Raw genomic sequence first — 24,211 nt, 5'->3', positions numbered from 1 at the left:
GGCCGCGCACTTCAGCTGAGGGGGATCAGCCGCAGTGCTCGGGGGGGCTCGTGTAGGTCGACGTGCCGACCGAGCCGCCCCACGTCACGCACTTGTTGTCCGCGGCCGCCCTGACGGGACCCGCGTAGTAGGTGAAGCTGCCCGAGTCGGTGACCTTCGTCTTGCCGGCCACCTGGAGGAACGCGCTGGTCGCGCTGGCCTTGCCGAGCGACGTCTTCTTGATCGTGGCGACGCAGTTGTTGGCGTTGTCGCTGTTGTAGAGCAGGTAGACCGTGCCCGCGGTGCCGAGGGCCTGCGAGTCGATCACCTTGTAGCCGTCGCCGCAGACCTTCTCGGCCGTGTACGGGTTGGTGCCGCCGCCGGAGCCGCCGCCGACGTAGCTCATGTACTTGGTCCAGTCCCAGTGCGACCCGGGGTCGGTGTGGTCGGAGCCGGGCACCTCGACGTGGCCGATGATGTGGCTGCGGTCCTTCGGAATGCCGTACCGGTCGGCGATGTTCTTGGTCAGCGCCGCCGACGAGCGGTACATCTGGTCGGTGAACCACGAGGCGTCGTTGATGAAGCCCTCGTGCTCGATGCCGACCGAGCGGTGGTTGTAGGAGCTGACGCCCGCGTGGAAGGCGCGGTTCTTCTCACGCACCATCTGCGTGATCTGCCCGTCGGACGAGCGCACCACGTAGTGGGCCGACACCTTGGCCGCGGGGTTCTGGAACCACGAGATCGAGCCCGCGTACGAGCCCTGGGTCACGTGGATGATGATCCGGTCGATCTTCTCGTCGGTCGGCCGGTTGGACACGGCGTAGTTCGACGAGCTGGCCGCCGCCCACAGGGCGCCGGGGTAGTCGGTGGTCGCCGCGAGCGTGCGCGGGTCCGAGTCGTACTTGCCGCGGTCCGGCTCCACGACCTTCGCGGCGGCCTTGACGCCCGCGGTGTTGACGCCGTCGGCCAGCACCTCGTAGACGGCGTCGGCGTAGACCCGCGCGGTGGTCTCGTTGGCCGCGCCGCCGTACGCGGCGACCGCCTCGTACCACTTGGCGGGGTCCTTGCGCTCGGCCGCGGTCAGGCCGAGCTTGTCGGCCTTGGCGCGCAGCACGGCGGCGCCGCCGAGCACGTTGGACGCGTCGTCGGTCTTGAGCTTCGCCGCGGTCAGGGAGGTGATCTTGGCCGCTTCCTCCAGGGTGTGCGAGGAGGGGTTGCTGACCAGGTGCATCACGCCGAAGCCGTTCATGGCGCTGGGCTGGCCGTCGTGGTCGTCGAGGTGCGTCTCCGCGTAGCCGAGCGCGACCAGCAGGTCACGCGGCACCTCGTAGGTGGTGGCGGCCTTGTCGAAGGCGGCCGGAAGGGGGGCGGCGGTCGCCTGCGCGGCGCCCGCCAGGGCGGCCTGCTGGGCGCCCACGATGAGCACCCCGGCCAACAGAAGCTTCTTCATCATCATGACCCGCAATGTTCGGAGGGAGAGAGGCTGTTCAAGTGGGCATAGTCGGTGGCGTGGCCGCCACCATGGTCGATCTGCACAAGGTTGCCGAAGCCGTTGGCCGAACCCTGATTCGCCGGGGCGGCCACGGTGCCTGATGCCGCGGCGACGACGCTGTCGCCGAGATCGGCATCGGCGGCGCTCCCGCGGTTGAAATCGATCTCATTCGACTGGTGCGCGGCGCTGTTAGTGGAACTGCTGTTCCAGGTCTGACCACAAGGAAAGGGCGGCTGGAAGCCGGGCGAGGCCGGCACCTGCGCCTGCTCTGCCTCGGGAGTCGGGTCGGCCACTGCCGCCGACGCCGTCCCGAGGCTGAATAACAGTGTGTTGCCCGCGACCGCGAGCCCACTGAGCTTCATGAGGTGAACCTTTCAGATGTGATCTGTGGGACCAGGGTGTGCATTCGGCGCACAAGAATCGTCCAGAACCGATACAAAAGGTGGTCAGGCCTCCAAAGAGGAGCTGATGCGGTCATGTCGGTCACCTTTCATGTTCTTGGGCCGTTGGAAGTCCGATCGTCGGGACGGTCCGTCCGGATCTCCGGCAAGAAGCCGAGGATCCTGCTCGCCACGTTGTTGCTGGACACAGGCCGGATCGTCGGCGCGGACCAGCTGGTCGAGGTGCTCTGGCCCGACCGGCCACCACGCTCCGCACAGGCGAACTTACGCACCTATGTCAGCTCGCTGCGGACGGACCTCGGCGCCGAGCATCTGCGTGGCGACGGTTCCGGCTACGCCATCGACGTGCCCGACGGCGCGCTGGACCTGCTGACGTTCGAGGAACTGGTCGCGCAGGCCCGCTTCGCCGACGCGCTGGCGCTCTGGCGCGGCGCCCCGCTGGCCGACCTGCCGGGCAGCCCGTTCTGGGATCGCCGCCTCGAACCGCTCAACGAGGTACGCCTGCGCGCCGCCGAAGAGCTGATCGGCCAGCGGATCGAGTGCGGTGACCACGCCGGGGCGATCACCCAGCTACGCGGGCTGCTGGTGGAGCATCCCTACCGGGAGGACCTGTGGAGCCGTCTCGTCCTGGCGCTGAACCGGGCCGGTAGGAAGGCCGAGGCGCTGCGGGCCTACGCCACGATCCGGGCCCAGCTCGTCGACGAGCTGGGCGTGGAGCCGGGGGCCGACCTGCGCCGCGCCCACGAGTCGATCCTGGCCGACGAGGCCCCGCCGGCCGCGCCCCGGCAGCTCCCGCCGCACCTGCCCGACTTCACCGGCCGGGCCGACGAGCTGGCCCTGCTGGCCAAGCCGTTCTCCATCGCGGTCATCTCCGGTTCGCCGGGGGCGGGGAAGTCGGCGCTGGCCGTACACGCCGCCCATGCCCTGCGGAACGACTTCCCCGGCGGGCAGCTCTACCTCGATCTCGACGGCAGGGAGCCGGCCGACCTGCTGGCGGAGGCGCTGCGGGCGCTCGGCGTCGAGACGGCGCCGCCGACGATCCACGAGCGGTCCGCGTTGTTCCGGTCGATGCTCGCCGAGCAGCCGATGCTCGTGCTGCTCGACGACGCGCTCGACGCGGCCCAGATACGGCCGCTGCTACCCGGCAATGACAGCGCCGTCATCGTGACCAGCCGGCGCCGGATCACGCAGTTACCCGGCGCGGTCCAGGTCGACCTCGGCGAGCTGTCCGCGTGCGACGCGCTGACGCTGCTCGGCAGGATCATCGGCACGGACCGTGTGTCCCGCGAGTATGACGCGGCCCTGGCGATCGTGGAGGCGTGCGGGCGCCTGCCGGTGGCCGTGCGGAGCGCCGGATCGCGGCTGGCCGGCCGGCCGGGCTGGTCGCTCTCGGTGCTCAGGGAGCGGCTGGAGGACGACCGGCTGAGCGAGCTGAAAGAGGTGCGGGTCTGCCTCGACCGCAGTTACCGCCACCTGCCCGACGAAGCCGCCCGTACGCTGGGCACGCTCGGCCTCCTGGGCGCCCTGGCCCAGCCCGGCTGGGTGGTCGACGCAGCGCTCGGCAGGCACCGCGCCGACGACGTCACCGACCTGCTGGTGGACGTCAACCTGCTGGAGCTGGTCGGCACCGACCCGGTGGGTCAGCCGCGCTACCGGGTGCCGGATCTGATCCGCCGCCACGCGCTCGAACGCGGCTCCGACCGTACGGGCCTGACCAGGGTGCTGGCCGCCTGGACCGCGACCACCGAGCACGCCATGGCCCGGCTGCCCACCACCGTCTTCAGCCTCACCGCCGCCAGGGCCCCGCGCTGGCGGCTGCCCGAGCAGACGCTCGACCGCCTGACCTCGGACCCGCTGGGGTGGTTCGAGGCCGAGCACGAGACGCTGGTCGGCGCTGTGAGCGTGGCGGCGCAGGCGGGGCTGGCCGAGTCCGCCTGGGGACTGGCCGCCGCGATGGTCCCCTATCTGGACCTGCACTGCCATCTCGACACATGGGAGCGTACCCACACCGTCGCTCTCGGTGCCGCCCGCGCGTCGGGCGACACCTACGGCGAGGCCGCCATGCTGCGCGGCCTGGCCCAGGTCTCCCTGTACCAGGACCGCTACGAGGAGTCCATCGACGGCTTCACCCGATCCCGCCGGCTCTTCCACGACCTGGGCGATCTGCGGGCGGAGGCGACCTCGATCTGCGGGCTCGGCGCGGTGAGCCAGTTCCGGGGCAGGCACGCCCAGTCGCTCGGGCACTTCAAGCGCGCCCTGGCCATGTTCCTGGCGGCGGACGACCCGCACGGCGAGGCGTTCGCCAGGCAGGCCATCGGCCGGGTCTGCCTCAAGTCGGGCGACCTGGCCCTGGCGTCGGAGTCGCTGGGCCAGGCCATGCGGCTGGCGCAGGAGCTCGGCGACTCCCACCGCGAGGGCTGCGTCTGCCTGCAGATGGGCAACCTGCACAAGGCCATGTCCTTCCACCGGCACGCGCTCGAAATCTTCGAGTCGCTCGGGGACCGGCACTGCGGCGCCTACGCCCTCCAGAGCCTGGCCGGGCTGCAGGCCGCCCGCGGGGAGTGGGCGCCGGCCTCCGCCGGGCTGGAGCGGTCGCTGGAGATCTTCCAGGCCCTCGGAGACCGGAGCGGGGCGGCGTCGAGCACGCAGATGCTGGGCGAGGTGCACCACTCGGCCGGGCGCACCGGGCTGGCCCTGGACTATCTCAACCACGCCAACGTGCTGCGGCGCAGCCTGTCGGCCTAGACTCGTAGGGTCAGATCCGGGTGTCCAGGTCCGCGCGGGTCACGCCGTACATCACGCCGTCATGCCACTCGCCTGCGCGGAAGCCGACTCCGCGCAGGACGCCCTCCCGGGTGAACCCGGCCTTCTCCAGCGCCCGCTGCTCGCCCAGGTTGCTGATCTCGGTCGTCGCCTGGACCCGGTTGACCGGCGAATGGTCGAACAGGTAGCGCACCAGGAGCCGCTGGGCCCGCGTGCCGTGGCCCTTGCCGCGGAACTCCGGCGCCACGATGATCCCCATCTCCCAGCAGAAGGCGACCCTGGAGCTCACCTGCTTGCGCCAGGACATGAAGCCCACACGGTCGTCGCCATCAGCGACCAGCAGCAGGCCGTCGTCGTCGCTGAGCATCCCGTTCTCCTCCCACCACTTGCGGGTGCGGTGGGGGTCCTGCCAGCCGTACCACTGATGGAGGCCCGTGCTCTCCGGATCGTTGATCAGCCGGTTGAGGAAGGGCAGATCGTCCTCGGCGGCGGGACGAAGCTTGATCGTCATGATCCCGACACTATGCGACGGACGAATCGCTTGAGGCGTGACCGCTGCGGCGTTCCAGACAGTGCCTCGAGCGACTCCGCCGCGGTCGGGCGCTTGGCGGGAGAGTGGTCGAGCATCCGGCGCACCACGTCGGGAACGGCGGGACCGTGGGTGTCGGGGCTGGTCGGCAGCTCACCGGTGAGCAACTGGTAGGCGATCACCCCGGCCGCGTAGACGTCGGAGGCGGCCGTCATCATGTCGGGCCGCTCATTGCACTCCGGGGCCACGTAGTGGGCGTCGAGCACGTTGCCCAGCTCGTGGGCGACCGTGTAGTTGCGCGGTCCGGGCTTGGCGTAGTCGAACCCGGTCAGCACCGCGTGCCCGTCGGTCACCAGCACGCACGCCGGGCTCAGCGCCCGGTGGATGACGCCGTTGGCGTGCGCGTGGGCCAGTCCGCGCAGCAGGTCCTGGATCACGCCGAGCCGCACGCCGGTGCCCAGGCGCCGGTGCAGCGCCTCGCCGTGCACGTCGTCGAGCACCAGCACGAACCGGCTCTCGTCGTCGATGGCGAAGAAGTCGCGCGAGCGCACCACGCACGGGTGCGGCGGGATGCGGGCCAGCGACTGGTAGGCGTTGGCGATCCGCTGCCGCTCGGCCACCCGCGACGCCTGGTCGGCCAGCGGGTCGGCCTGGTAGACCCGGAGCAGCACGGTCTCGCTGCCCGGCAGCGTGACGTTGAAGGCCCGGTATTCGGTCACCTTCGCGTCGCCGCCGAGCTGCTCCTCGACCTCCCAGTTACCGAACCTGGGCGGCGCGGTGCTCCGGCGTACCGTCTGGTTGAGGGCGTCGAGTATCGAGGCGAGATACGGCTTGATGCGGGGACTGCACCCGCGCCTGACCCGCGAGACGTCGCTCAGCGTGGCGAGCAGCCCGTCCAGGGTGGTGACGTTGACCGCGTCGCGCCCGGCCGGGTCGACCAGCTCCGCGTCGGGCGAGGTGAGGACCACGAGGCTGTCGACGTAGACGCGCTCGAGCTGCGTGTTCTTGGAGACCAGCAGTCCCTTCAGCGCCTTCGCGATGCCCCGCAGCTTCGTCGCGGGAGAGCCGAACGCCTCCCTGCGCGGCGGGAACCAGCGCGTGCCCGACACCTCGATCCGGCCGCGGGTGCCCTTGACGTCGACGACGATCAGCGAGTGGCCGGTCAGGACGAGCAGATCCACCTCGAAGACGTCGTCGCCGCGCGGCAGCTCGACGTTGTGCAGCAGCAGCCAGTCGGCGGGCGCGTGGTCGCGCAGGTAGGAGATCACCCGACGCTCGGCGTCGTTGACCGGGTGCCCGCCGCCGACGATCTCTGCCATGGGCCAATCCTCCCACGTTGACGCGTTGACAACATGCTGCCGCGAAGGGCTGCTCGACGACCGTGATCACACCAGCGCCGTCCGGCCGCCCTCCGGCACGCGCGCGGTCAGTACAGCGAGTAGCCGGCCGACCTCCGGGTCACCGGAGTAGTCGAACCCGGTCACCCGCGCCCTCTCATGGGCCGACCGGACGAGCTCCGGCAGATCAGCATTTACGGTCGTCTTTCTACCGGATCCACCCACGCGATTCGCGGACGGACCCCAAGCCCGGGGTGATCCTTGCTCAACCGGCTCGTTCGATCTGCCAATCATTCTCGATGCCCGGATAAATGAAACTCAGTTGACCGTGTACGGCGCACGCATATATGCCCTTCACCGTCAGGTGGCAGTGGAAAGTCGAATGCCAAGAAAATCAGATGCCCCCTTGACCCCGGCCAGGCGTTCTTGGGTTGCGATATCGACGGCCTGCCACGATGGTTATTGGCGGCACCTCACAGCCCTGCACAAACGACTAAGGCGCCGAGAATTCCGCGCCCATCCAATGGAGGAAACAAACATGATCCGTCGCATTCTCGCCGGTGCAGCCATCGCGGGCGTCGCTTTCGGCTTCTGCGTCTCCGCGGCTTCGGCCGACGTCGACCCCAGCCCCGGCAACAGCGGCCAGTCCGTCATGGGCCAGGCCACCCTCCTCGACGACGTCACCGCGCTGAACGACTCGGCCAAGTACACGAACATCCCGGCCACCGCGAACATCCCCGCCACCGCGAACGTGGGGGACGTCAACCTCAACCTGCTGAACAACCACTGACGCCGGTCGTCGCCTAGGCGGGAAGGTCCGCGCCCAGCTCAGCGGGCACATGCCGGAGAGCTGTCGGCCATACCTCCCGCCGGATCGACGCCTGTGCGATCCGCATGAACCATCTCCGTGGATACTCGCGAGGCCACGGAATCCGCTCGGGTGGCGCACCGAGCAGGAACGCCGGGCGGCCCGGGTCGCGATCACGACCCGGGCCGCGAGGTGATCACTTCACACCACCCGCGCTCTTCTCACAAGGCGTGCGAGGCGCACATATGGCCATAAGCTGAAAATTTTCAGAGCGGGCCATGTGCAAAGAGTTCGACCATGCGCTTGCTCTCATCGGCGCCGGAAATTCGCGACGCGATTATTGCGCGCCCACTTGGCGGCGCCATTCTCGCCGATTATCGCGTGAACAAGTCGATCAAACTCCCGATGCGTACCCCCGCTTCGGCGGGATGCCGGAACCACTCGTCGGCTCCGATGCTGTAATGATTACGCCGGCCCACCCGGACGCGGGTGAGATAGCCGGCCGCTTCCAGGTCGGCCACGATGCCCTGGGCGGTCCGCTCGGTGATCCCAGCGGTGACGGCCACGTCCCGCAGTCGCTGGCGCGGGTCTCTGGCCAGTTCCAGCAGCACCCTCGCGTGGTTGGTGAGGAACGTCCAGCGGACGGCGGGGGAAGACGCGGCGTCGGGGCGGTTCATGACTTCACTGTAATACGCCTATTTTTTCGTGAATATCAGATGATGAAACATATTTCGTGTAATGTGAGACCGGGTTACAGCCACATGCGGTGATGGTCATGACAACCCCCAAGCGTGCGGTCTGATTGGGGGTGCGATGACAGCGAACGGCGAGACGGCCGACACGACGGAGCGCCTGCTGTATGAGGACGGCCAGCTGCGGGTCTTCCTGCGAGCCAGGTGCGAGGTTCCGGCGCTGGCGCTCCGCGGCGAGATCGACATCACCAACAGCTGGGCCCTCGCCCAGACCCTGGCCGCCGCCCGCGAGAGCGGCACGCATATCGTCGTCGACACGAGCGAGCTCACCTTCATCGATCTGTCGGGCCTGCGCGTGCTGGCCATGCCCATGCTCGACCCCGCCGAACGCTGGATCCGCCTGCGCAACCTCACACCCTTCCAGCGGCGGCTCCTGAGCCTGCTGGGCTGGTGCTGACGCCGGGTCAGACGATCATCGCCGCCGAGGTGCCCAGACCCCTCGGCCCGCCCAGCCGCCACTCGGGCGGCGGGTGGTGGCGGCGCACCGACGCCTCGTCGTAGCGGCGGCAGCCGCGATGCCAGGCGAGGATGCCCGACATCCAGTCGCGCAGCTCCCTCACGTAGTCGTTCAGGGCCGCGCGCGCCTCGTCGTCCAGGTCGTAGTCGTCGTACATGACCGGGAACTCGTGCGCGAAGACGTGCTCGAACTCCTTCATCCGGGACGTCATCAGGTCGGCGACGATGTCGAGCGCCGCCGGGTAGTCGCAGCCGAAGAAGTTCTGGACGACCAGCACGCAGTTGTGCACCTCGCCCTCGAACTCGATCTCCTTCTGGTACGAGAAGACGTCGTTGATCAGAGTGGCGTAGTCGGAGGCCGCGTGCTCCAGCGAGATCATCGGCCCGGCCCGGTAGACCTCCTCCGGGATCGCCTTCTCGCGGGCCAGGCGGCACAGGCTCATGGTCAGGTCGGAGCCGAAGGTCAGCCGCCGCATCTCGATGTAGTCGACGGGGTCGGGCACGTGGTTCAGCAGGTGGTTGTCCAGCTCCCAGAGCCAGGACGCGCACATGTCCTCGATGGCCAGGCGGAACTTGCGGCGCGTGGTCATGCTCATCGGCCCCGCCGTACGGGCCCACAGCTCGGACAGGCCGCGCTCCAGGGCGGTCGTCGGCGGCGGAGAGGCCGAGTCGTCGAGCGGCATGAAGGCGTTGAACCGGTCGACGGTGGCCCGGGCGGCGGCCAGGTTGCGGGTCCTGCCGAAGACGACAGGGAAGTAGTCGTCACCGTAGGTCCCCCAAGCCAGCCAGGCCGAGGCCAGATCCAGCTCCTCCAGCGTGCCGTCGGGATGGAGCCCGGAGGCGCACAGCGGGAGGTCGTAGTCGACCAACTTCTCCTCATCCCAGACGGCCGAGCCGGTGACGCCCGGCTGCGCGTCGAGTATCCCCATCTGGTGCGCCCAGACGACCAGGTTCCGGCGGGCGTCCTCCAGGTGGGGCGAGCTCCTGGCCTCGAAGGGCATGTAGAAATCGGGGATCCGCGACGGGCCGACCGGCGTATGAGGCACGTGCGTGTAGCCGCGGATCCGCTTCGCGCCCAGCAGGTCGATGATCGACGTCGTGCCCAGCGGCCTGCTGGTCGCGCGGTCGTTCATGTAGCGGCTGGAGCGCAGGTGCCAGGCGTGGCCGCCCGACTGCCAGTCCTGCAGCCCCTTGACGTAGGCCAGCACGTCCGCGCAGGACAGCGGGTCCAGGCCACGCTCGACGAAGAGCGGGCCGAGCTCGGTGAACACGGTGTGCTCGAACTGCTGCAGCCGCGAGGTGAGCAGGTCGTTGACGGTGTCGGCGGCCTCCTGCGTGGAGCAGCCGAGGAACTTCTCCAGCACGAGCACGCAGTTGCTGAGCTCGCCCTCGTTCTGGATCTCCCGCTGGTAGGAGAACAGGTCGTTACGCAGGTGCACCGCGTCGGCGAAGGTGTCGCGCAGCACCCGCATCGGCCGGGAGCCGGCGACGCGGGCCGGGACCTCGGCTCCCACGGCGTGCTCGACCAGCCCGGCCGACCACGGCGCCCCGCCGACCTTGCGCCGCATCTCGATGTACTCGATGGGATTGGGCACCCGGCCCGCGTTGATGTTGGACAGCTCCCAGAGCGACTCGTTCAGCAGGTTCCTGGTGCTCTCGGCGAAGCGCGCCCGCCAGTCGAGTGACCTGGCGGGGACCGTACGGGCCCACAGGTCGGCCAGTCCCGCCTCCACCGGGTTGGTCGGCTCCGGCGTCGCGCACGACAGGTCCATCGGCATGAAGGCGGGCAGCCGGTCCAGGTACTGCTTGCCGCCCGCGCGGTCGTGCCCGCGCTTGAAGATCTCCAGGAAGTGGTCGTCGAAGAAGAAGACCCAGACGTACCAGTCGGTGATCAGCGAGAGCTCGGGGCCGTCGCAGTCGGGATGGGTGTAGCCGCACAGCAGCGCGTAGTCGTGGGCGTCGAGGTCGGCCTGCTCCCAGACGCCCGAGCCCTCCAGCATGCCCATGTCACGCGCCCACCGCCCGGAGTGCGTGCGCGCCTCCTCGACGTGCGGGTTGAGCCGGGCCGGATAAGGCACATAGAAGTCCGGCAACTCGAACGGCTGCGCCATGGATCAGCTCGTCCCTTCTCCATCGACGGAACGCCGGTTCTTGTCAAACAGCATCAGCTCATCACCTCGGCGTTCTCGAGCATGCCGAGCGCGTCGGGCACCAGGACCGCGGCCGAGTAATAGGTGCTGACCAGGTAGGACATGATCCCCTTCCCGTCGATGCCGGACAGCCGGACGCCGAGCCCCGGTTGGTACTCGTCCGGGATGCCGGTCTGATGCAGGCCGATGACGCCCGAGTCCTCCTCGCCGGTCCTGAACGCGAAGATCGAGCTGGTGCCCTGCCGGCTGATCGGGATCTTGTCGCAGGGCAGGATCGGCACGCCGCGCCAGGCCGTCAGCCTGCTGCCGTCGAGCTGGACGATGTCCGGGTAGACGCCTCTCGCGGTGCACTGCCGGCCGAAGGCGGCGATGGCGCGGGGATGGGCCAGGTAATAACGGGTCTTCTTCCTGCGGCTGAGCAGTTCGTCGAGATCGTCGGGGGTAGGCGGGCCGCCGCGCGTGGAGACCCGCTGCCGGGGATCGACGTTGTGCAGCAGCCCGAAGTCCCGGCTGTTGATCAGCTCGTGTTCCTGGCGTTCGCGTAGTGCCTCGACGGTCAGCCGGAGCTGCTGGTCGAGCTGGTTCATCGGCTGGTTGTACAGGTCGGAGACCCTGCTGTGCATCCGCAGGATCGTCTGGGCCACGCTCAGCTCGTACTCGCGCGGGCTGAGCTCGTAGTCGACGAACGTGCCAGGGAGCACAGGCTCCCCGCGGTGCCCGGCGGCCATATGGATCGCGGCCTCGCCGTACTTGTTCCGCGGCCGCGCCCGCCGGTGCAGATGGGAATCGACCTGCGCCCGGAAGGCCGGCGAGAACTCCATGACCGCGCGGAAAGCCGCCCTGGGCAGGACCAGCACCGTGCAGGCAGTGCCGGCCCTGAGCGTGTACGCCCACCGGTTCTCCAGCCCGGGGAGGTCGTTGCCCGTGTGGTCGCCGTCGGCCAGCGTCTCCCGCACGACGCTGGTGCCGTACGGGCCGGTCTGGAGCTTGTCGGCCTTGCCGTGCGCGATGAGAAGGAGGTCGGCCACCGGGTGGCCCTCCTCCACGATCGTCTCGCCCCGCGAGTACTCCCGCTGCTCGAACAGGCCCGCCAGCCTGGCGAGCAGCGGGTCGTCGTCGAAACCCTGCAGAAACGGCAGCTCGGTCAGGCTTGGCGGAAACACCTGAAACGCCGCACCCGCGCTGATGAAGCCGACCTGGCCGCCGCCGAGCTGGTAGGTGAGCCGGCGGTTCACCCGGTAGGTGCCGGCGGCGGTTCGTACCCACGGAAGCGCCCGCAGCAGCCAGCGTGAAGAGATCTCCTGCATCTGCGGAGCAGTCTTGGCCGTGGTGGCGAGCCGGCGTGCCGCCTCCGTGCCCAGGCTCTGCTTTGAGTCCCGCTGGTCCAATTCCGTCAACCGAAACACCGCCAATCATGGGGCCGGGCGAACCGATCCGCTCTCAGCTACCGAGCGCGACGTCTTCGAGGATGCCGAGCGCGTCGGGCACCAGCACGGCCGCGGAATAGTAGGCGCTGACCAGATAGGAAATGACGGCTTGTTCATTGATGCTCATGAAACGCACCGACAGGCTGGGCTGGTACTCGTCCGGGATACCGGTCTGGTGCAGGCCGACGACGCCCTGGTTCGCCTGCCCGGTGCGCATGAGCAGGATGGAGGTCGTCCGGGCGCCGGTGATCGGGATCTTGTTGCACGGGAAGATCGGCACGCCGCGCCAGGCCGGGATGCGGTGCCCGTTCACCTCGCTGGCCTGCGGGTAGATGCCACGCTTGCTGCACTCCCTGCCGATGGCCGCGATGGCCTGCGGATGCGCGAGGAAGAAGGCCGGCTCCTTCCAGACGGTGGCCAGCAGTTCGTCGAGATCGTCGGGCGTGGGCGCGCCGTCGCGGGTGCGGATGCGCTGGCCGAGGTCGGCGTTGTGCAGCAGCCCGAACTCGCGGCTGTTGATCAGCTCGTGTTCCTGGCGTTCGCGTAGTGCCTCGACGGTCAGCCGGAGCTGCTGGTCGAGCTGGTTCATCGGCTGGTTGTACAGGTCGGAGACCCTGCTGTGCACGCGCAGGATCGTCTGGGCCACGCTCAGCTCGTACTCGCGCGGGCTGAGCTCGTAGTCGACGAACGTGCCGGGGAGCACGGGCTCACCGTTGTGGCCGGCGGCCAGCTCGATCTCGGCCTCGCCGTAGGCGTTCTGGGCGTGCCCCTCTGCGGCCCGCGTGCTCTGCAGGTGGGCGCGTAGCGCGGGGGACCGGTCGAGAACCGTCTGCAGGTCCTGCTGTGACAGCGTGAGCACGGTGCAGGCGGTCTTGGCCTTCGCGGTGAACTTCCACTGGCCCGGCTCGCCCAGCAGCTCCTCGCCGAAATGGTCGCCGTCGGCCAGCACACCGAGGGTCTGGTCGTCGTCGTACGCGCCATGGCCGATCTTGACCACCCGGCCATGGGCGATCAGGATCAGCTGGTCGAGGGGGGTGCCTTCGTGGACGATCTCCTCGCCGGCCTCGCACTCGCGCTGGCTGAACCGGTCGGCCAGAGCCTGGAGGACTTCGCTGTCGTCGAAGCCGTGCAACTGCCGCAGCTCGGTGAGCTCCGCGGCGATGACGTTGACGTCCGCGCCGCTGGTGGTGAACGTGATGCGACCGTCGCCCAGCGTGTAGGTCAGCCGGCGGTTGACACGGAAGACGCCACCGGAGGTCTGCACCCAGGGCAACAGCTTGAGCAGCCAGCGGGAGGTGATCTCCTGCATCTGCGGGGCGGTCTTCGTGGTCGTCGCCAGGTTCTTGGCGGCATCGGTGCTGAGGCTGAGCTGATGGCCGTTGGCCTCGGTCGACTCGGTTGTTTCGGTCATGGTGCACCACCAATCTTCAGGGGGTTTGCTAGCCGGGGTGTCGAGCGGCTCGGAGTTCGTGCGGAAGGGAGAACGTGAGGGTCTCTTCGGTCAGCGTCACCGGCTCCACGTCGGCGTAGCCGCGGGTGGCGAGCCAGCCCAGCAGCTCGGTGACCAGCACCTCCGGGACTGACGCGCCCGAGGTGACGCCGACGGTCTCGACGCCGTCGAGCCACCGCTCGTCGGCGTCGCCGGACCGGTCGACCAGGTGGGCCGCCCGCGCGCCCGCGCTCAGGGCCACCTCGACGAGGCGCCGCGAGTTGGAGGAGTTGGCGGAGCCGACGACGATGACCAGGTCACACGTGGCGGCGATCCTGGTGATCGCCTCCTGGCGGTTCTGGCTGGCGTAGCAGATGTCGTCGCTCGGCGGGTCGATGAGCTGGGGGAAGCGCTCGCGCAGCCGGGCGACGGCGTCCATGGTCTCCTCGACCGCCAGCGTGGTCTGCGACAGCCAGCTCATCCTGGCCGAGCCGCCGGTCGTCAGCTCGTCGAGCCGGGCCGGGTCGACCACGTGGATGTGGTCGGGCGCCTCGCCGACGGTGCCCTCCACCTCCTCGTGCTCGGCGTGGCCGATGAGCACGATCTCGTAGCCCGCGCCGGCCAGCCGTGCGGCCTCCCTGTGCACCTTGGTGACCAGCGGGCAGGTCGCGTCGATCGTGCGCAGACCGCGATGGTCGGCCTCCCCTTTGACCGCGGGCGAGACGCCGTGCGCCGAGAAGACGACCAGCGCGCCGTCCGGGACCTCGTCGAGCTCGTCGACGAAGATCGCGCCGCGGCTGGTGAGGTCGTCGACCACGTGGGTGTTGTGCACGATCTGTTTGCGCACGTAGACGGGCCGGCCATAACGTCTGAGGGCCTCCTCGACGGTGATGATGGCACGTTCCACACCCGCGCAATAGCCGCGCGGAGCCGCCAGAAGTACTCGTCCCATGATCTTCGCCCCTACCGGTCGCGGTGCGCGAGCTGGTCGGCCAGCACGGTCAGCGCGTCGCGCGCCTCGGAAGTGATCGGTGCCGCGTCGAGCGCCTTGGCGGCTTCGCGCACCCGTTGGTCGATCATGTCCTCGACCTCGGCCAGCGCGCCGGTGCCGAGCAGGATGCCGCGTAGCTCGTCGGCCTGCTCCTCGGTCAGCTCCTGGTTGCCGTGCCAGCTGCGCAGGTACGCGAGCTGCGCGGGCGTCGCCCGTTGGATGGCATGCGCGAACAGAACCGTGTGCTTGCCCTCGCGCATGTCGTCCAGGGCCGACTTGCCGGTGTCGGACGAGGAACCGAACGTGCCGAGCACGTCGTCGCGGAGCTGGAACGCCTCGCCGAGCGGCAGGCCGAAGCTCGAGTACGCGTCGAGCAGCGCGGGACCCGCCCCGGCCAGGGCGCCGCCGATCTGCAAGGGGCGCTCGACGGTGTACTTGGCCGTCTTGTAGCGGATCACCGTCAGCGCCGCCGAGACCGTGGCCCCCGCTCGGATCTGGCCGAGGATGTCCAGGTATTGGCCGCTGATGACCTCGGTCCGCATGGCGTCGAACACGTGGTGGGCGCCGTGCAGCCGGGCCGGCTCCACGCCGCACGACGACAGCAGCGCGTCGGACCAGGCCAGGCTGAGCGCGCCGAGCAGGATCCCGCCAGCCTGGCCGAACGCCTCGGCACCTGGCCCCTCGTGCAGGTCGGCCAGGCTGCGGTGGATCGTGGAGCGGCCCCGGCGCAGGTCGCTTCCGTCCATGATGTCGTCGTGGATGAGCAGCCCGGCGTGGCAGAGCTCGAGCGCCGCCGCCGCGCTGATGATCTCGTCACAGTCGTCGCCGCCGGCTCCCCGCCAGCCCCAGTAGCACAACTGCGGGCGGATCCGTTTGCCGCCGCTGAGGATGAAGCTCGTCAGCAACTCATAGGCCGCCACCACATCGGGATCGGAGATGGGCGCGCGCCAGTCGTCCAGGAATCCATTGAGCCGTCTGTCGATGCGAGGTCCCACGGGGTCTTGCCATCCCTCGACCGCCATGCTGCTGGGCTCCTTCTGTAGAGCGTTCGCTACCAACAGTTAGTCATCGAATACGTAGGGTGTAAAGGGTCTTTTTGCTGGCTCCTGCCATCGCCTAACGGTGTAATGCGGGGCAGAGCGGGCAGGGCGAAGAGTTGTCATGGGTCCAGAAGCGCGGCCCGCGTGTCGACGTGGTCAAACCCGGCGAATGCGAGGAGTTGTGATGCGCACCCTGCTGGCCCAGTCCTTCACCCTCGATGAAGTGACCGCGCTACGAGGTTCCGTGGCGGAGCGGGCGGCTGACTGTGGACTGAGCGGCGCGCGGCTGGAGGACTACGTCCTCGCCGTACACGAGAGCGTCATCAACGCCGTGGAGCACGGCGGCGGGCGCGGCTACTTCACGTTGTGGACGAGCGACCAGATGCTCCGCTCGGAGACCAGCGACCAGGGCCCCGGCATCCCCGACGAGTACGTCGACGAGTGGCGGCGCCCCTCCGACGTCGCCTGCGCCGGCCGGGGCATCTACCTCATCCGCACCCTGTGCGACGGCGCCAGCTTCCACACCGGCCCTACGGGCACCACGGTCCAGCTCACCATGTGGCTGCCGCGACTGATCCACCGGGCGCCGCAGCGTGCGCCGCTGAGACGCATCAGGGTGACGGCCGCGAGCACGAGGAGCTGGCGCAACGGATTTCGGTCGTAACTATTTATCAAGCGTCAACCAAAATTCAACCGTGACCCTGCATGGTCATGCATCGTGACTACGCAACAACTCCCTCAAGAGTCAACCGATGTCCCGGCTCTCCCTCCAGAGGAGGAACCGGAGCCGTCCGGCAGTGTCGTGAGCATGCTGGAGCGCATCGGCTCCGTGGTCGTCCCCGTGGGCGTCGGGCTCTACGCGATGCTGTACCTGGGCATCCAGCAGATGTACTGGGTCTTCGACATCAATCCCGAACAGGCGGGCATCGACCAGTCTGTCCTGCTCGGGCGGCTCATGGGCACGCTGATCATGCTGCTGCTCATCCTGCTGCCCGTGCTGGGCATCCTGGTGGCGGTGGGCTGGCTGCTCGACAAGGTGACGCGCGGCACGGTGAACCGGGTCGTCCAGGGCGTCAGGCGGCGGCCGTGGATCGCGGCGGTCATCGCCGCCGCCTGGTCCGGGGTGACTTATCTGGGCGTCATCTACCTGTTCACGCTGGAGATCTCGCCGCAGTACGTGCTGGGCGCCCTGGTGTTCGGGATCCTGGCGTTCATGGTGCCGTTCCGGCTGCTGCGCCGCAAGCCGGTCGGGCGGGCCGGGATGAAGGTGCTCGTGGGCGCGTTCACCGGCATCGGGCTGGGCATGGCGCTCGTCGTCGGGCTCGTGCTGGGCGCGGGGGACGTGCGTAACACCGGCCAGGCCAACGACCTGCTGGGCTTGGTGGGGTTCCAGGACCAGTGGGTGGTGGTGAAGGACGGTGACGACAAGCCGCTGTACGACGGGCGCGACCTCATGCTGCTCGGCGAGAGCGACGGCGTGTACGTCTTCTACGACTGTGACTACATGACGACGTTCCGGCGGCCGGCGGAGTCGACGAACCTCGGGGACATCCGTCTCGATCCCGAGCGGGAGCCGGGCTACACCTGCGGGAGCCTGGTCAAGGACGAGGAGGCCAAGCCGAAGAAGGGCTGATCGGCGGGCTCGTTTCAGGCCGCGCCGGGGCCGCTGTTGCCCGTGAGGGGGCGGCGGTGGGGAGGTTCGGGCGGGGTCAGCGCGGCGGTGAGCGCGTCCTGGAGCGTGCGGTGCACCGGCAGGTGCTCACCGATCCGGGTGATCTCGACGAGCCTGGCCGGCATGGACTGCAGTGCCGCCAGGCGGACACTGCCGCTGTGCTGGCGGGAGTAGGTGTAGGTGTTGAGCAGCAGCCGGAGCCCCGAGCTGTCCATGAACTGCACTTCCGCGAGGTCGAACACGAGGTGGTCGCCGGGCCGCTGGCGGCACTCCCGGACGAATTCGTCGAGCCTGCTCACGTTGGTGGCGTCCAGCTCGCCGCCGACGGCGATCACCGTCACGCCGGGCAGGTGCTGGCAGGCGTACGTCAGCCAGGACATAAGGCGTTCCACCGGCGAGGTACGGCTGCGATCAGACGCGGCTGCAAGGAAGGATAGCTCGCCATGCCTGCACGATAGTCGTTTCGTCGCGGGATATCGCCGTGCAACGGATCGAACCCTGTCCTTTTTCCGAACAGTGATTCGCCGCTTGTTTAGCGATTTATCCGTTCAAAGCAGTGTCCAAGGCGGCCCCAAACCTCGCGCAGAAAGCGTGCTTTGGGGAGATGTGGGGTATTTGTCCACTTTGAGCCCGGTCGGCATGCCGACCGGGCGACGGACGAGACTCGGGGGGATCGCCGTGGCAATGCAAACAGAGATCCGCAGCCTGCTCGGCAGCCGCGTCATGGGCGCGGACGGTGAGGAGATCGGGAAGGTGGGGCAGGTCTATCTCAGCGACAGTACGGGCGAGCCCGAGTGGGTGACCGTACGCACGGGGCTCTTCGGGCTGAAGCAGACGTTCGTGCCGCTGATGAACGCCCGCCGGTCGGGGGCGGAGATCCGCGTTCCCTTCGACAAGGAGACGATCAAAGAAGCGCCGAACATCGACGTCGACGGCCGCCTCTCGCTGGAGGAGGAGGCCAGGCTCTACCGCCACTACGGCATCCGGGCGTCGGGCGTACCGTCCCAGCGCATGGCCGAGACGAGCGTCAGGACGGAGACGCGTCACGTACATCTGTACAAGTACGTGGAGCCCGAGACCGTCCAGGAGGCCATGCCGCTCGAAAGGGCCGGAACCGAGCCGACACCCGTCGACTACCTGCGCAGCCTCAAGGGGAAGAGACGGCCCGGCAAGGACCGCCGGGAGCGGGCCGACATGGAACGGGTCGAGGTGGAGAAGGAGCGCATGCCGCTCGACAGCGGCGCCGACATCAACGACCTCGACGACCTCGACGGCTTCGATGACCGGCCACCGCTACGGTGACGACACGAAGGCCCAGGCCGGAAGATCGGCCTGGGCCTTCGTCATGTCCGCCGGGGAGACGGACAGGCAGGCGTTCGTCAGGAGACCGGCGGAGGTTCGGCCGTCAGGAGACGGGCGGGTAGGCGTTCCGGACCAGCTCCTGGAACTGGGCGGAGAACCACTGGCCGGACAGCGGCGCGTTGGGCAGCGCGCCCGTCAGGTTGTTGCCGTTGAGGCTGTTGCCCGTGTAGGTGGGGTCGCACATCCGGTCGAACTTCTTGCCCTCGTCGTTCGGGATGTCCGTGCTGGCGCCGTCCGACTCGCCGGGCGGCTTGATCCACACGTAGGCGTCCAGACCGGCTTCGGGGCTGGCGGTCGGGCGCGCGCCGAGGCCCGCGCCGCTCTGGTTGCACCAGTTGCCGGCGTGGATGCGCCGGTCGATGCGTGACTGGTTGACGAAGGTGTCGAGGACCGTCGAGGTGCTCGGGCCGGTCGGGCGGGCGCTGCCGCCCCAGCCGTTGCGCGAGGTGTCGATCAGCATGCCGAGCCCCGACCTGAAGCCCTTGGCGATCAGCGCGGTGCGCAGGGCCTGGGCGAAGGACGACTCGTCCACGTACCAGTTCCAGTCGACCCACTTGGACTGCCGGACCGAGGTGCCGTTCACCGTGCTGTTGATGGTGAAGTACAGCTCCTTGGTCACGGAGGTGTTCGCGGTGTTGGTGATGAAACCGTCGACGCTGTCCACCCCGGCGCTGGCACCGGCGACGGTGGAGTAGAAGAGGTTGACCGACGGGTTGAAGTTCGAGTCCCAGCCGAGCCAGGCGTGGTGGGCGGCGTCGATGTAGGTGTAGACGTTCGACATCGCGTGCAGCTTGTTCAGCGCGTACTGGACGCCCTGGACGTAGGCGCCGGTGGAGTTGGCCTCCGCGCACTTGGCGAAGCTCAGGTTGGTGATCAGGTTGGGCAGCGAGTCGGGCTCGATGATCGTGACGATCCGCAGGTTCGCGTACTTCGAGTCGCTCATGATGGCGGCGATCGGGTCGATGTACTCGGTCTTGTAGCGGTTGAGCCCGTTCTCCGCGATGAGCAGCTCGCCGTTGGAGGCCAGCGCCGAGCAGTCGCGGTTGGGCAGGTCGTAGATGACGAACTGGATGGTCAGCGGCGCGGAGCCGTTGGCGGCGTCCTGGGTGACGGCCGCGTCCAGGTGCGCGCGCAGGCCCATGACGGACGAGCTGCCGGCGATGGCGGCGATGCGGTCCAGCCACACGGCGGTGGAGGTGTTGGACACTGCGGCACCGCCCGGCTCGGCGGCGGCCTTGGCCTTCCAGTTGGCGTTGACGTAGCCGGTGGCGCTCGCGTACGGGTTGTCCACGTGTCCGGCGGGCGGTGGGCCGTCGTCGTCGGCCTCGGTGGCGGTGACCGTCTTACTGGTCAGGCCGGTGGAGGCGACGGTGAAGGTACGCGTGCCGTTGGTGGTGTCGGAGTCCTGGGCCGCGGCGAGGGTCACGGTCTGGGCGGTGTTCCAGTTGGCGGAGGTGAAGGTGAGCGAGCCGCCCGAGGTCACCGTGAGGTCGGCGTCGCCGCTACCGGCCGTGGAGGTTACGGTCAGGTTCGCGGACGGCTGGATGGCCGGCTTGACCGTGTAGGTGGCGGTGCCGCCTTCCGGTACGGTCACCGCGGCCGGGGTCACGACCAGCGACTGCGTCTGCGTGGTGTCGTCGTCGACCTCGGTGGCGTTGACGGTGGCGGAGGTGACGCCGGTCCCGCCGACGGTGAAGGCGGCCGTGCCGGCCGTGGTGTCCGCGTCCTGGGCCGCGGCCAGGGTCACCGTCTGGGCGGTGTTCCAGTTGCTCGGGGTGAAGGTGAGCGAGCCGCCGGAGCTCACGGTCAGGTCGGTGTCGCCGCTGGACCGCGTGGTCGCGACGGTCACGTTGGCGGTGGGGGCGGACGACAGCCTGGCGGTGAAGGTCGCCGTGCCGCCCTCGTTGACGGACACCGAGGTGGCGGAGGTGACCACCGAGGGCGTCTGCCCGTTACCGCCGCCACAGGTGACGTTGTTGACGGTGAAGGCGGCCGGGTTCGGGTTGGTGCCGCTCCACGTGCCGTTGAAGCCGATGTTGGCCGAGGCGCCGGTGGCGAGGTTGCCGTTGTACGACAGGTTCTGGCCGGTGACGCGGGTGCCGGTCTGGCTCCAGTTGGCGCCCCAGCCGGTCGGGGTGTACTTCTGGGTGGTCGTGGGGAAGTCGAAGGCCAGCGTCCACGCGGTGAGCGGGTCGCCGAGGTTCTTGAGTGTGATGTTCGCGGTGAAGCCGCCCTGCCCCGGACTCGTCGTCCACGTGTTGGGCGTGTAGGCGACGTCGCAGGCGACCGCGGCTTGCGCGGCCGTGGTCTGGCCGGCGGCGAGCCCTAAGGCCGCCAGGCAGGCGGCGGTCGCGGTCACGGCCCATCTGCGCAGGCCGCGGTGGAGTTTCACGAGCAATCATCTCCAGGGAGCTAGGGCTGACATATGGGAGCGCTCCCATATTGAGCCGTGCTCACGGGTGTGTACAGGGTGTGGTGCGGCGCGGCCGGGCCGCCTACCCCGGCATGCTCGCCGAACGCCCCGGAACGTCCATGAAACTTTCATGCCACGGCGCCAGGTGAGAGGAAATATGCGGGTTACCGGGACGGCATTCCGTTGACATCTCCATGCCGCCACCCACAATCCATTTTGGGAGCGCTCCCATTCCACTACTCCCATGGAGACCTCGTGTCGTACACAATGCTCGCGCGCCTGAGAAGGCGGCTCGCACCGGCTTTCGTCCTTGTCCTCATCGCCGGGGTGACCACCGCGCTGACCGCCGCGCCCGCCAGCGCGGCCGTCGCCTGCGAGGTGACGTACACCACCAATGACTGGTCGGGCGGCTTCACCGCCAGCGTCACCCTCAAGAACGTCGGTGACCCGATCAACGGCTGGACGCTCGGCTTCAGCTTCCCCACGACCACCCAGAAGGTCAGTCAGGGCTGGAGCGCCACCTGGGCGCAGACCGGTCAGGCCGTCACCGCCAAGAACCTCGACTGGAACGGCAACCTGGCCACCGGCGCCTCCACCAACATCGGCTTCAACGGCACGTGGAGCGGCACCAACCCGAAGCCGACCGCGTTCACCGTCAACGGGATCACCTGCGCGGGCGCCAACCAGCCGCCGACCGTTGCGCTGACCTCGCCGACCGCCGGGCAGACGTTCGTGGCGCCCGCCACGGTGCCGCTCGCCGCGACCGCCGCGGACCCCGGCGGCTCGATCGCCAAGGTCGACTTCTACCAGGGCACCACGCTGCTGAACAGCGACACCGCCGCGCCGTACGCCTACAGCTGGACGAACGTGCCCGCGGGCAGCTACTCGATCACCGCCAGGGCCACCGACAACCTCGGTGCGACCACCACCTCCGCGCCCGTCGGGATCACCGTGACGGCCGACTCCACGCCGGCGCTCGTGGTGAGCCCGACGAGTCTGGCCGTGCCGGAGAGGGGCACCGCGGCGTTCGGCGTGCGGCTGTCGAGGGCGCCCACCGGCAACGTGACCGTCGCCACCGCGCGGACCAGCGGTGACACCGACCTCACGGTCTCCTCGGGCGGCAGCCTGACCTTCACCACCGCCAACTGGAACACCGCGCAGAACGTCACGCTGGCCGCGGCCGACGACACCGACACGACCGCCGGCTCCGCCACGTTCACGGTGAGCGCCACCGGCTACGCCTCGGTCGCGGTCGCCGCCACCGAGGCCGACGACGACCTGCCGGGCGGCGACAACGAGTACGTCAGACGGTTCACCGAGCTCTACAACGAGCTGCACGACCCGGCCAACGGCTACTTCTCGCCCGAGGGCGTGCCGTACCACTCGCTGGAGACCTTCATGGTCGAGGCGCCCGACCAGGGGCACGAGACCACGTCGGAGGCGTTCAGCTACTACCTGTGGCTGGAGGCGGTCTACGGGCAGATCACCGGTGACTGGGCCAAGTTCAACACCGCCTGGGCCACGATGGAGAGGTACATCATCCCGGCCACGGCCGACCAGCCGACCAACTCCTTCTACACCCCGTCGAAGCCGGCCACGTACATCCCCGAGTCCACCTCGATCAACAACTACCCCTCACCGCTGGACACCAGCGTGACCGTGGGCTCCGACCCGATCGCCAACGAGCTGAAGACCGCGTACGGCACCGGCGACATCTACGGCATGCACTGGCTGCTCGACGTCGACAACACCTACGGCTTCGGCCGCTGCGGCGACGGCACCACCAAGCCCGCCTACATCAACACCTACCAGCGCGGCCCCGAGGAGTCGGTCTTCGAGACGATCCCGCAGCCGTCCTGCGACATGTTCAAGCATGGCGGGCCCAACGGCTACCTCGACCTGTTCGTCAAGGACAGCTCGTACGCCAAGCAGTGGAAGTACACCAATGCCCCCGACGCCGACGCGCGGGCCGTCCAGGCGGCGTACTGGGCGCAGACCTGGGCCAAGGCGCAGGGCAAGGAGTCGCAGATCTCGGCGTCGGTCACCAAGGCCGCGAAGATGGGCGACTACCTGCGGTACTCGATGTACGACAAGTACTTCAAGAAGCCCGGCTGCACCAGCCCGTCCTGCGCGGCGGGCACCGGCAAGGACGCCTCCAACTACCTGCTGTCGTGGTACTACGCGTGGGGCGGCGCGACCGACGCTAGCGCCGGCTGGGCGTGGCGCATCGGCTCCAGCCACAACCACTCCGGCTACCAGAACCCGCTGGCCGCCTGGGCCCTGTCGAACGTCACCGAGCTCAAGCCCAAGAGCACGACCGGCGTCACCGACTGGAGCACCAGCCTGACCCGCCAGCTCCAGTTCTACACCTGGCTGCAGTCGGCCGAGGGCGCCATCGCCGGCGGTGCGACCAACAGCTGGGAAGGCCACTACGGGACGCCGCCGGCCGGTCTGCCCAAGTTCTTCGGCATGACCTATGACTGGCAGCCCGTCTACCACGACCCGCCGTCCAACCAGTGGTTCGGCTTCCAGGCGTGGACGATGGAGCGGGTGGCCGAGTACTACTACGCCACCGGCGACGCCAACGCCAAGGCGCTGCTCGACAAGTGGGTCACCTGGTCGCTGGCCAACACCACGATCAACGCGGACGGCACGTACCAGATCCCGTCCACGCTGCGCTGGACCGGTCAGCCCGCGGGCGACTTCAGCTCGGCGAGCGGCATGCCCGCCGCCAACCCGGGCCTGCACGTGAGCGTCGTGGACTACACGCAGGACGTCGGCGTGACCGGCGCCTACGCCAAGGCCCTCATGTACTACGCCGCCAAGGCCAACCACACGGCGGCCAGGACCACGGCCAAGGCGCTGCTCGACGGCGTCTGGAAGTACCGCGACGCCAAGGGCGTGTCGGTGCCGGAGACCAAGACGGACTACAGGCGCGTCGGTGACCCGGTGTACGTCCCGGCCGGGTGGAGCGGCACCATGCCGAACGGCGACCCGATCAACTCCAGTTCGACGTTCCTGTCGATCAGGTCCTTCTACAAGAACGACCCCGACTACGCGAGGGTCGACGCCTTCCTCAAGGGCACGGGGCCGGCCCCCGTCTTCAACTACCACCGGTTCTGGGCGCAGGTGGACGTGGCCGTGGCCCTGGCCGAGTACGGACGGCTCTTCCCCTGAGCCGTCGCCCGTGATCGCCCCGCCTCGCCGCGT

19 protein-coding genes are annotated in these 24,211 nt (G+C 68.9%); 7 read left to right on the top strand and 12 right to left on the bottom strand.

All coding sequences use genetic code 11. The features are described from left to right. Positions 1–25 precede the first annotated feature (25 nt). Together AB0F17_RS12370 and AB0F17_RS12365 are read right to left on the bottom strand one after the other, a co-directional pair. Positions 26–1,429 (bottom strand): N-acetylmuramoyl-L-alanine amidase, encoded by a 1,404-nt coding sequence (locus AB0F17_RS12370; RefSeq protein ID WP_358020525.1) that lies wholly within the window; start codon positions 1,427–1,429, stop codon positions 26–28. A gap of 2 nt (positions 1,430–1,431) precedes the next feature. Beyond that, positions 1,432–1,833, bottom strand: coding sequence for a M23 family metallopeptidase (locus tag AB0F17_RS12365; RefSeq protein WP_358020522.1), 402 nt, complete (start codon positions 1,831–1,833; stop codon positions 1,432–1,434). A 144-nt stretch (positions 1,834–1,977) separates the two neighbouring features. Here AB0F17_RS12365 and AB0F17_RS12360 point away from each other — a divergent pair, with 144 nt between their 5' ends. Continuing rightward, a complete protein-coding gene (locus AB0F17_RS12360) occupies positions 1,978–4,617 on the top strand; it encodes a BTAD domain-containing putative transcriptional regulator (protein ID WP_358020519.1) in 2,640 nt (879 codons plus the stop codon). Positions 4,618–4,627: 10 nt separating this feature from the next. Here AB0F17_RS12360 and AB0F17_RS12355 read toward each other — a convergent pair whose 3' ends face one another. Both AB0F17_RS12355 and AB0F17_RS12350 read right to left on the bottom strand, forming a co-directional pair. Next, entirely contained in the window at positions 4,628–5,146 is a 519-nt protein-coding gene (locus AB0F17_RS12355) for a GNAT family protein (RefSeq protein WP_358020516.1), read from the bottom strand. Beyond that, positions 5,143–6,483, bottom strand: a complete 1,341-nt coding sequence (locus AB0F17_RS12350; RefSeq protein ID WP_358020513.1) for an NERD domain-containing protein kinase family protein — start codon at positions 6,481–6,483, stop codon at positions 5,143–5,145. Before AB0F17_RS12350 ends, AB0F17_RS12355 begins: the two co-directional genes overlap by 4 nt. A gap of 556 nt (positions 6,484–7,039) precedes the next feature. Between AB0F17_RS12350 and AB0F17_RS12345 the strand changes: the two genes are divergently transcribed. Further along, entirely contained in the window at positions 7,040–7,291 is a 252-nt protein-coding gene (locus tag AB0F17_RS12345; protein WP_358020511.1) for a hypothetical protein, read from the top strand. Between the two features lie 392 nt (positions 7,292–7,683). On the opposite strand, the gene AB0F17_RS12340 is transcribed toward AB0F17_RS12345, so the two are convergent. Continuing rightward, entirely contained in the window at positions 7,684–7,986 is a 303-nt protein-coding gene (locus tag AB0F17_RS12340; RefSeq protein ID WP_358020508.1) for a helix-turn-helix domain-containing protein, read from the bottom strand. 136 nt (positions 7,987–8,122) lie between these two features. Here AB0F17_RS12340 and AB0F17_RS12335 point away from each other — a divergent pair, with 136 nt between their 5' ends. After that, entirely contained in the window at positions 8,123–8,458 is a 336-nt protein-coding gene (locus AB0F17_RS12335) for an STAS domain-containing protein (RefSeq protein WP_358020505.1), read from the top strand. Positions 8,459–8,465: 7 nt separating this feature from the next. Here AB0F17_RS12335 and AB0F17_RS12330 read toward each other — a convergent pair whose 3' ends face one another. Genes AB0F17_RS12330 through AB0F17_RS12310 form a run of 5 tightly spaced genes read right to left on the bottom strand, consistent with a single transcriptional unit; the run spans position 8,466 to position 15,536 of the window. After that, on the bottom strand, positions 8,466–10,628 hold the full coding sequence (locus AB0F17_RS12330; RefSeq protein ID WP_358020502.1) for a terpene synthase family protein: 2,163 nt from the start codon (positions 10,626–10,628) through the stop codon (positions 8,466–8,468). 53 nt (positions 10,629–10,681) lie between these two features. Next, on the bottom strand, positions 10,682–12,064 hold the full coding sequence (locus tag AB0F17_RS12325) for a family 2B encapsulin nanocompartment shell protein (RefSeq protein ID WP_358020499.1): 1,383 nt from the start codon (positions 12,062–12,064) through the stop codon (positions 10,682–10,684). A 43-nt stretch (positions 12,065–12,107) separates the two neighbouring features. Then, complete coding sequence (locus AB0F17_RS12320; RefSeq protein WP_358020496.1) at positions 12,108–13,505, bottom strand: family 2B encapsulin nanocompartment shell protein; 1,398 nt, start codon at positions 13,503–13,505, stop codon at positions 12,108–12,110. A 28-nt stretch (positions 13,506–13,533) separates the two neighbouring features. Then, entirely contained in the window at positions 13,534–14,475 is a 942-nt protein-coding gene (locus AB0F17_RS12315; RefSeq protein WP_358020493.1) for a 4-hydroxy-3-methylbut-2-enyl diphosphate reductase, read from the bottom strand. An 11-nt stretch (positions 14,476–14,486) separates the two neighbouring features. After that, complete coding sequence (locus AB0F17_RS12310; RefSeq protein ID WP_358020490.1) at positions 14,487–15,536, bottom strand: polyprenyl synthetase family protein; 1,050 nt, start codon at positions 15,534–15,536, stop codon at positions 14,487–14,489. 202 nt (positions 15,537–15,738) lie between these two features. Here AB0F17_RS12310 and AB0F17_RS12305 point away from each other — a divergent pair, with 202 nt between their 5' ends. Together AB0F17_RS12305 and AB0F17_RS12300 are read left to right on the top strand one after the other, a co-directional pair. Beyond that, the gene (locus AB0F17_RS12305) at positions 15,739–16,218 is read left to right on the top strand and encodes an ATP-binding protein (protein WP_358020487.1); all 480 of its coding nucleotides are present in this window, start codon (positions 15,739–15,741) and stop codon (positions 16,216–16,218) included. 144 nt (positions 16,219–16,362) lie between these two features. Beyond that, positions 16,363–17,187 (top strand): hypothetical protein, encoded by an 825-nt coding sequence (locus AB0F17_RS12300; RefSeq protein ID WP_358020483.1) that lies wholly within the window; start codon positions 16,363–16,365, stop codon positions 17,185–17,187. Positions 17,188–17,201: 14 nt separating this feature from the next. On the opposite strand, the gene AB0F17_RS12295 is transcribed toward AB0F17_RS12300, so the two are convergent. After that, entirely contained in the window at positions 17,202–17,606 is a 405-nt protein-coding gene (locus tag AB0F17_RS12295; RefSeq protein ID WP_358020480.1) for an STAS domain-containing protein, read from the bottom strand. 304 nt (positions 17,607–17,910) lie between these two features. Here AB0F17_RS12295 and AB0F17_RS12290 point away from each other — a divergent pair, with 304 nt between their 5' ends. Next, positions 17,911–18,528, top strand: coding sequence for a PRC-barrel domain-containing protein (locus AB0F17_RS12290; protein WP_358020868.1), 618 nt, complete (start codon positions 17,911–17,913; stop codon positions 18,526–18,528). 103 nt (positions 18,529–18,631) lie between these two features. Here AB0F17_RS12290 and AB0F17_RS12285 read toward each other — a convergent pair whose 3' ends face one another. Then, on the bottom strand, positions 18,632–20,980 hold the full coding sequence (locus AB0F17_RS12285; protein ID WP_358020477.1) for a glycoside hydrolase family 6 protein: 2,349 nt from the start codon (positions 20,978–20,980) through the stop codon (positions 18,632–18,634). A gap of 276 nt (positions 20,981–21,256) precedes the next feature. On the opposite strand from AB0F17_RS12285, the gene AB0F17_RS12280 reads away from it, so the two are divergent. After that, a complete protein-coding gene (locus AB0F17_RS12280; protein WP_358020474.1) occupies positions 21,257–24,178 on the top strand; it encodes a glycoside hydrolase family 48 protein in 2,922 nt (973 codons plus the stop codon). Positions 24,179–24,211 lie beyond the last annotated feature (33 nt).

The sequence above is a fragment of the Nonomuraea sp. NPDC026600 genome, assembly GCF_040638335.1.
Classification (GTDB): Bacteria; Actinomycetota; Actinomycetes; order Streptosporangiales; family Streptosporangiaceae; genus Nonomuraea.
The sequence above is the reverse complement of the archived record's forward strand: the minus strand, read 5'-3'. Positions and strand labels throughout refer to the sequence as shown.

Bases quoted from the DNA above. Each gene is read 5' to 3' on its own strand.
- AB0F17_RS12310 (WP_358020490.1), bottom strand. From the start codon at position 15,536: ATGGCGGTCGAGGGATGGCAAGACCCCGTGGGACCTCGCATCGACAGA.
- AB0F17_RS12300 (WP_358020483.1), top strand. From the start codon at position 16,363: ATGCTGGAGCGCATCGGCTCCGTGGTCGTCCCCGTGGGCGTCGGGCTC.
- AB0F17_RS12370 (WP_358020525.1), bottom strand. From the start codon at position 1,429: ATGAAGAAGCTTCTGTTGGCCGGGGTGCTCATCGTGGGCGCCCAGCAG.
- AB0F17_RS12295 (WP_358020480.1), bottom strand. From the start codon at position 17,606: ATGTCCTGGCTGACGTACGCCTGCCAGCACCTGCCCGGCGTGACGGTG.
- AB0F17_RS12340 (WP_358020508.1), bottom strand. From the start codon at position 7,986: ATGAACCGCCCCGACGCCGCGTCTTCCCCCGCCGTCCGCTGGACGTTC.
- AB0F17_RS12305 (WP_358020487.1), top strand. From the start codon at position 15,739: ATGCGCACCCTGCTGGCCCAGTCCTTCACCCTCGATGAAGTGACCGCG.
- AB0F17_RS12320 (WP_358020496.1), bottom strand. From the start codon at position 13,505: ATGACCGAAACAACCGAGTCGACCGAGGCCAACGGCCATCAGCTCAGC.
- AB0F17_RS12355 (WP_358020516.1), bottom strand. From the start codon at position 5,146: ATGACGATCAAGCTTCGTCCCGCCGCCGAGGACGATCTGCCCTTCCTC.
- AB0F17_RS12350 (WP_358020513.1), bottom strand. From the start codon at position 6,483: ATGGCAGAGATCGTCGGCGGCGGGCACCCGGTCAACGACGCCGAGCGT.
- AB0F17_RS12330 (WP_358020502.1), bottom strand. From the start codon at position 10,628: ATGGCGCAGCCGTTCGAGTTGCCGGACTTCTATGTGCCTTATCCGGCC.
- AB0F17_RS12315 (WP_358020493.1), bottom strand. From the start codon at position 14,475: ATGGGACGAGTACTTCTGGCGGCTCCGCGCGGCTATTGCGCGGGTGTG.
- AB0F17_RS12290 (WP_358020868.1), top strand. From the start codon at position 17,911: ATGCAAACAGAGATCCGCAGCCTGCTCGGCAGCCGCGTCATGGGCGCG.
- AB0F17_RS12345 (WP_358020511.1), top strand. From the start codon at position 7,040: ATGATCCGTCGCATTCTCGCCGGTGCAGCCATCGCGGGCGTCGCTTTC.
- AB0F17_RS12335 (WP_358020505.1), top strand. From the start codon at position 8,123: ATGACAGCGAACGGCGAGACGGCCGACACGACGGAGCGCCTGCTGTAT.
- AB0F17_RS12365 (WP_358020522.1), bottom strand. From the start codon at position 1,833: ATGAAGCTCAGTGGGCTCGCGGTCGCGGGCAACACACTGTTATTCAGC.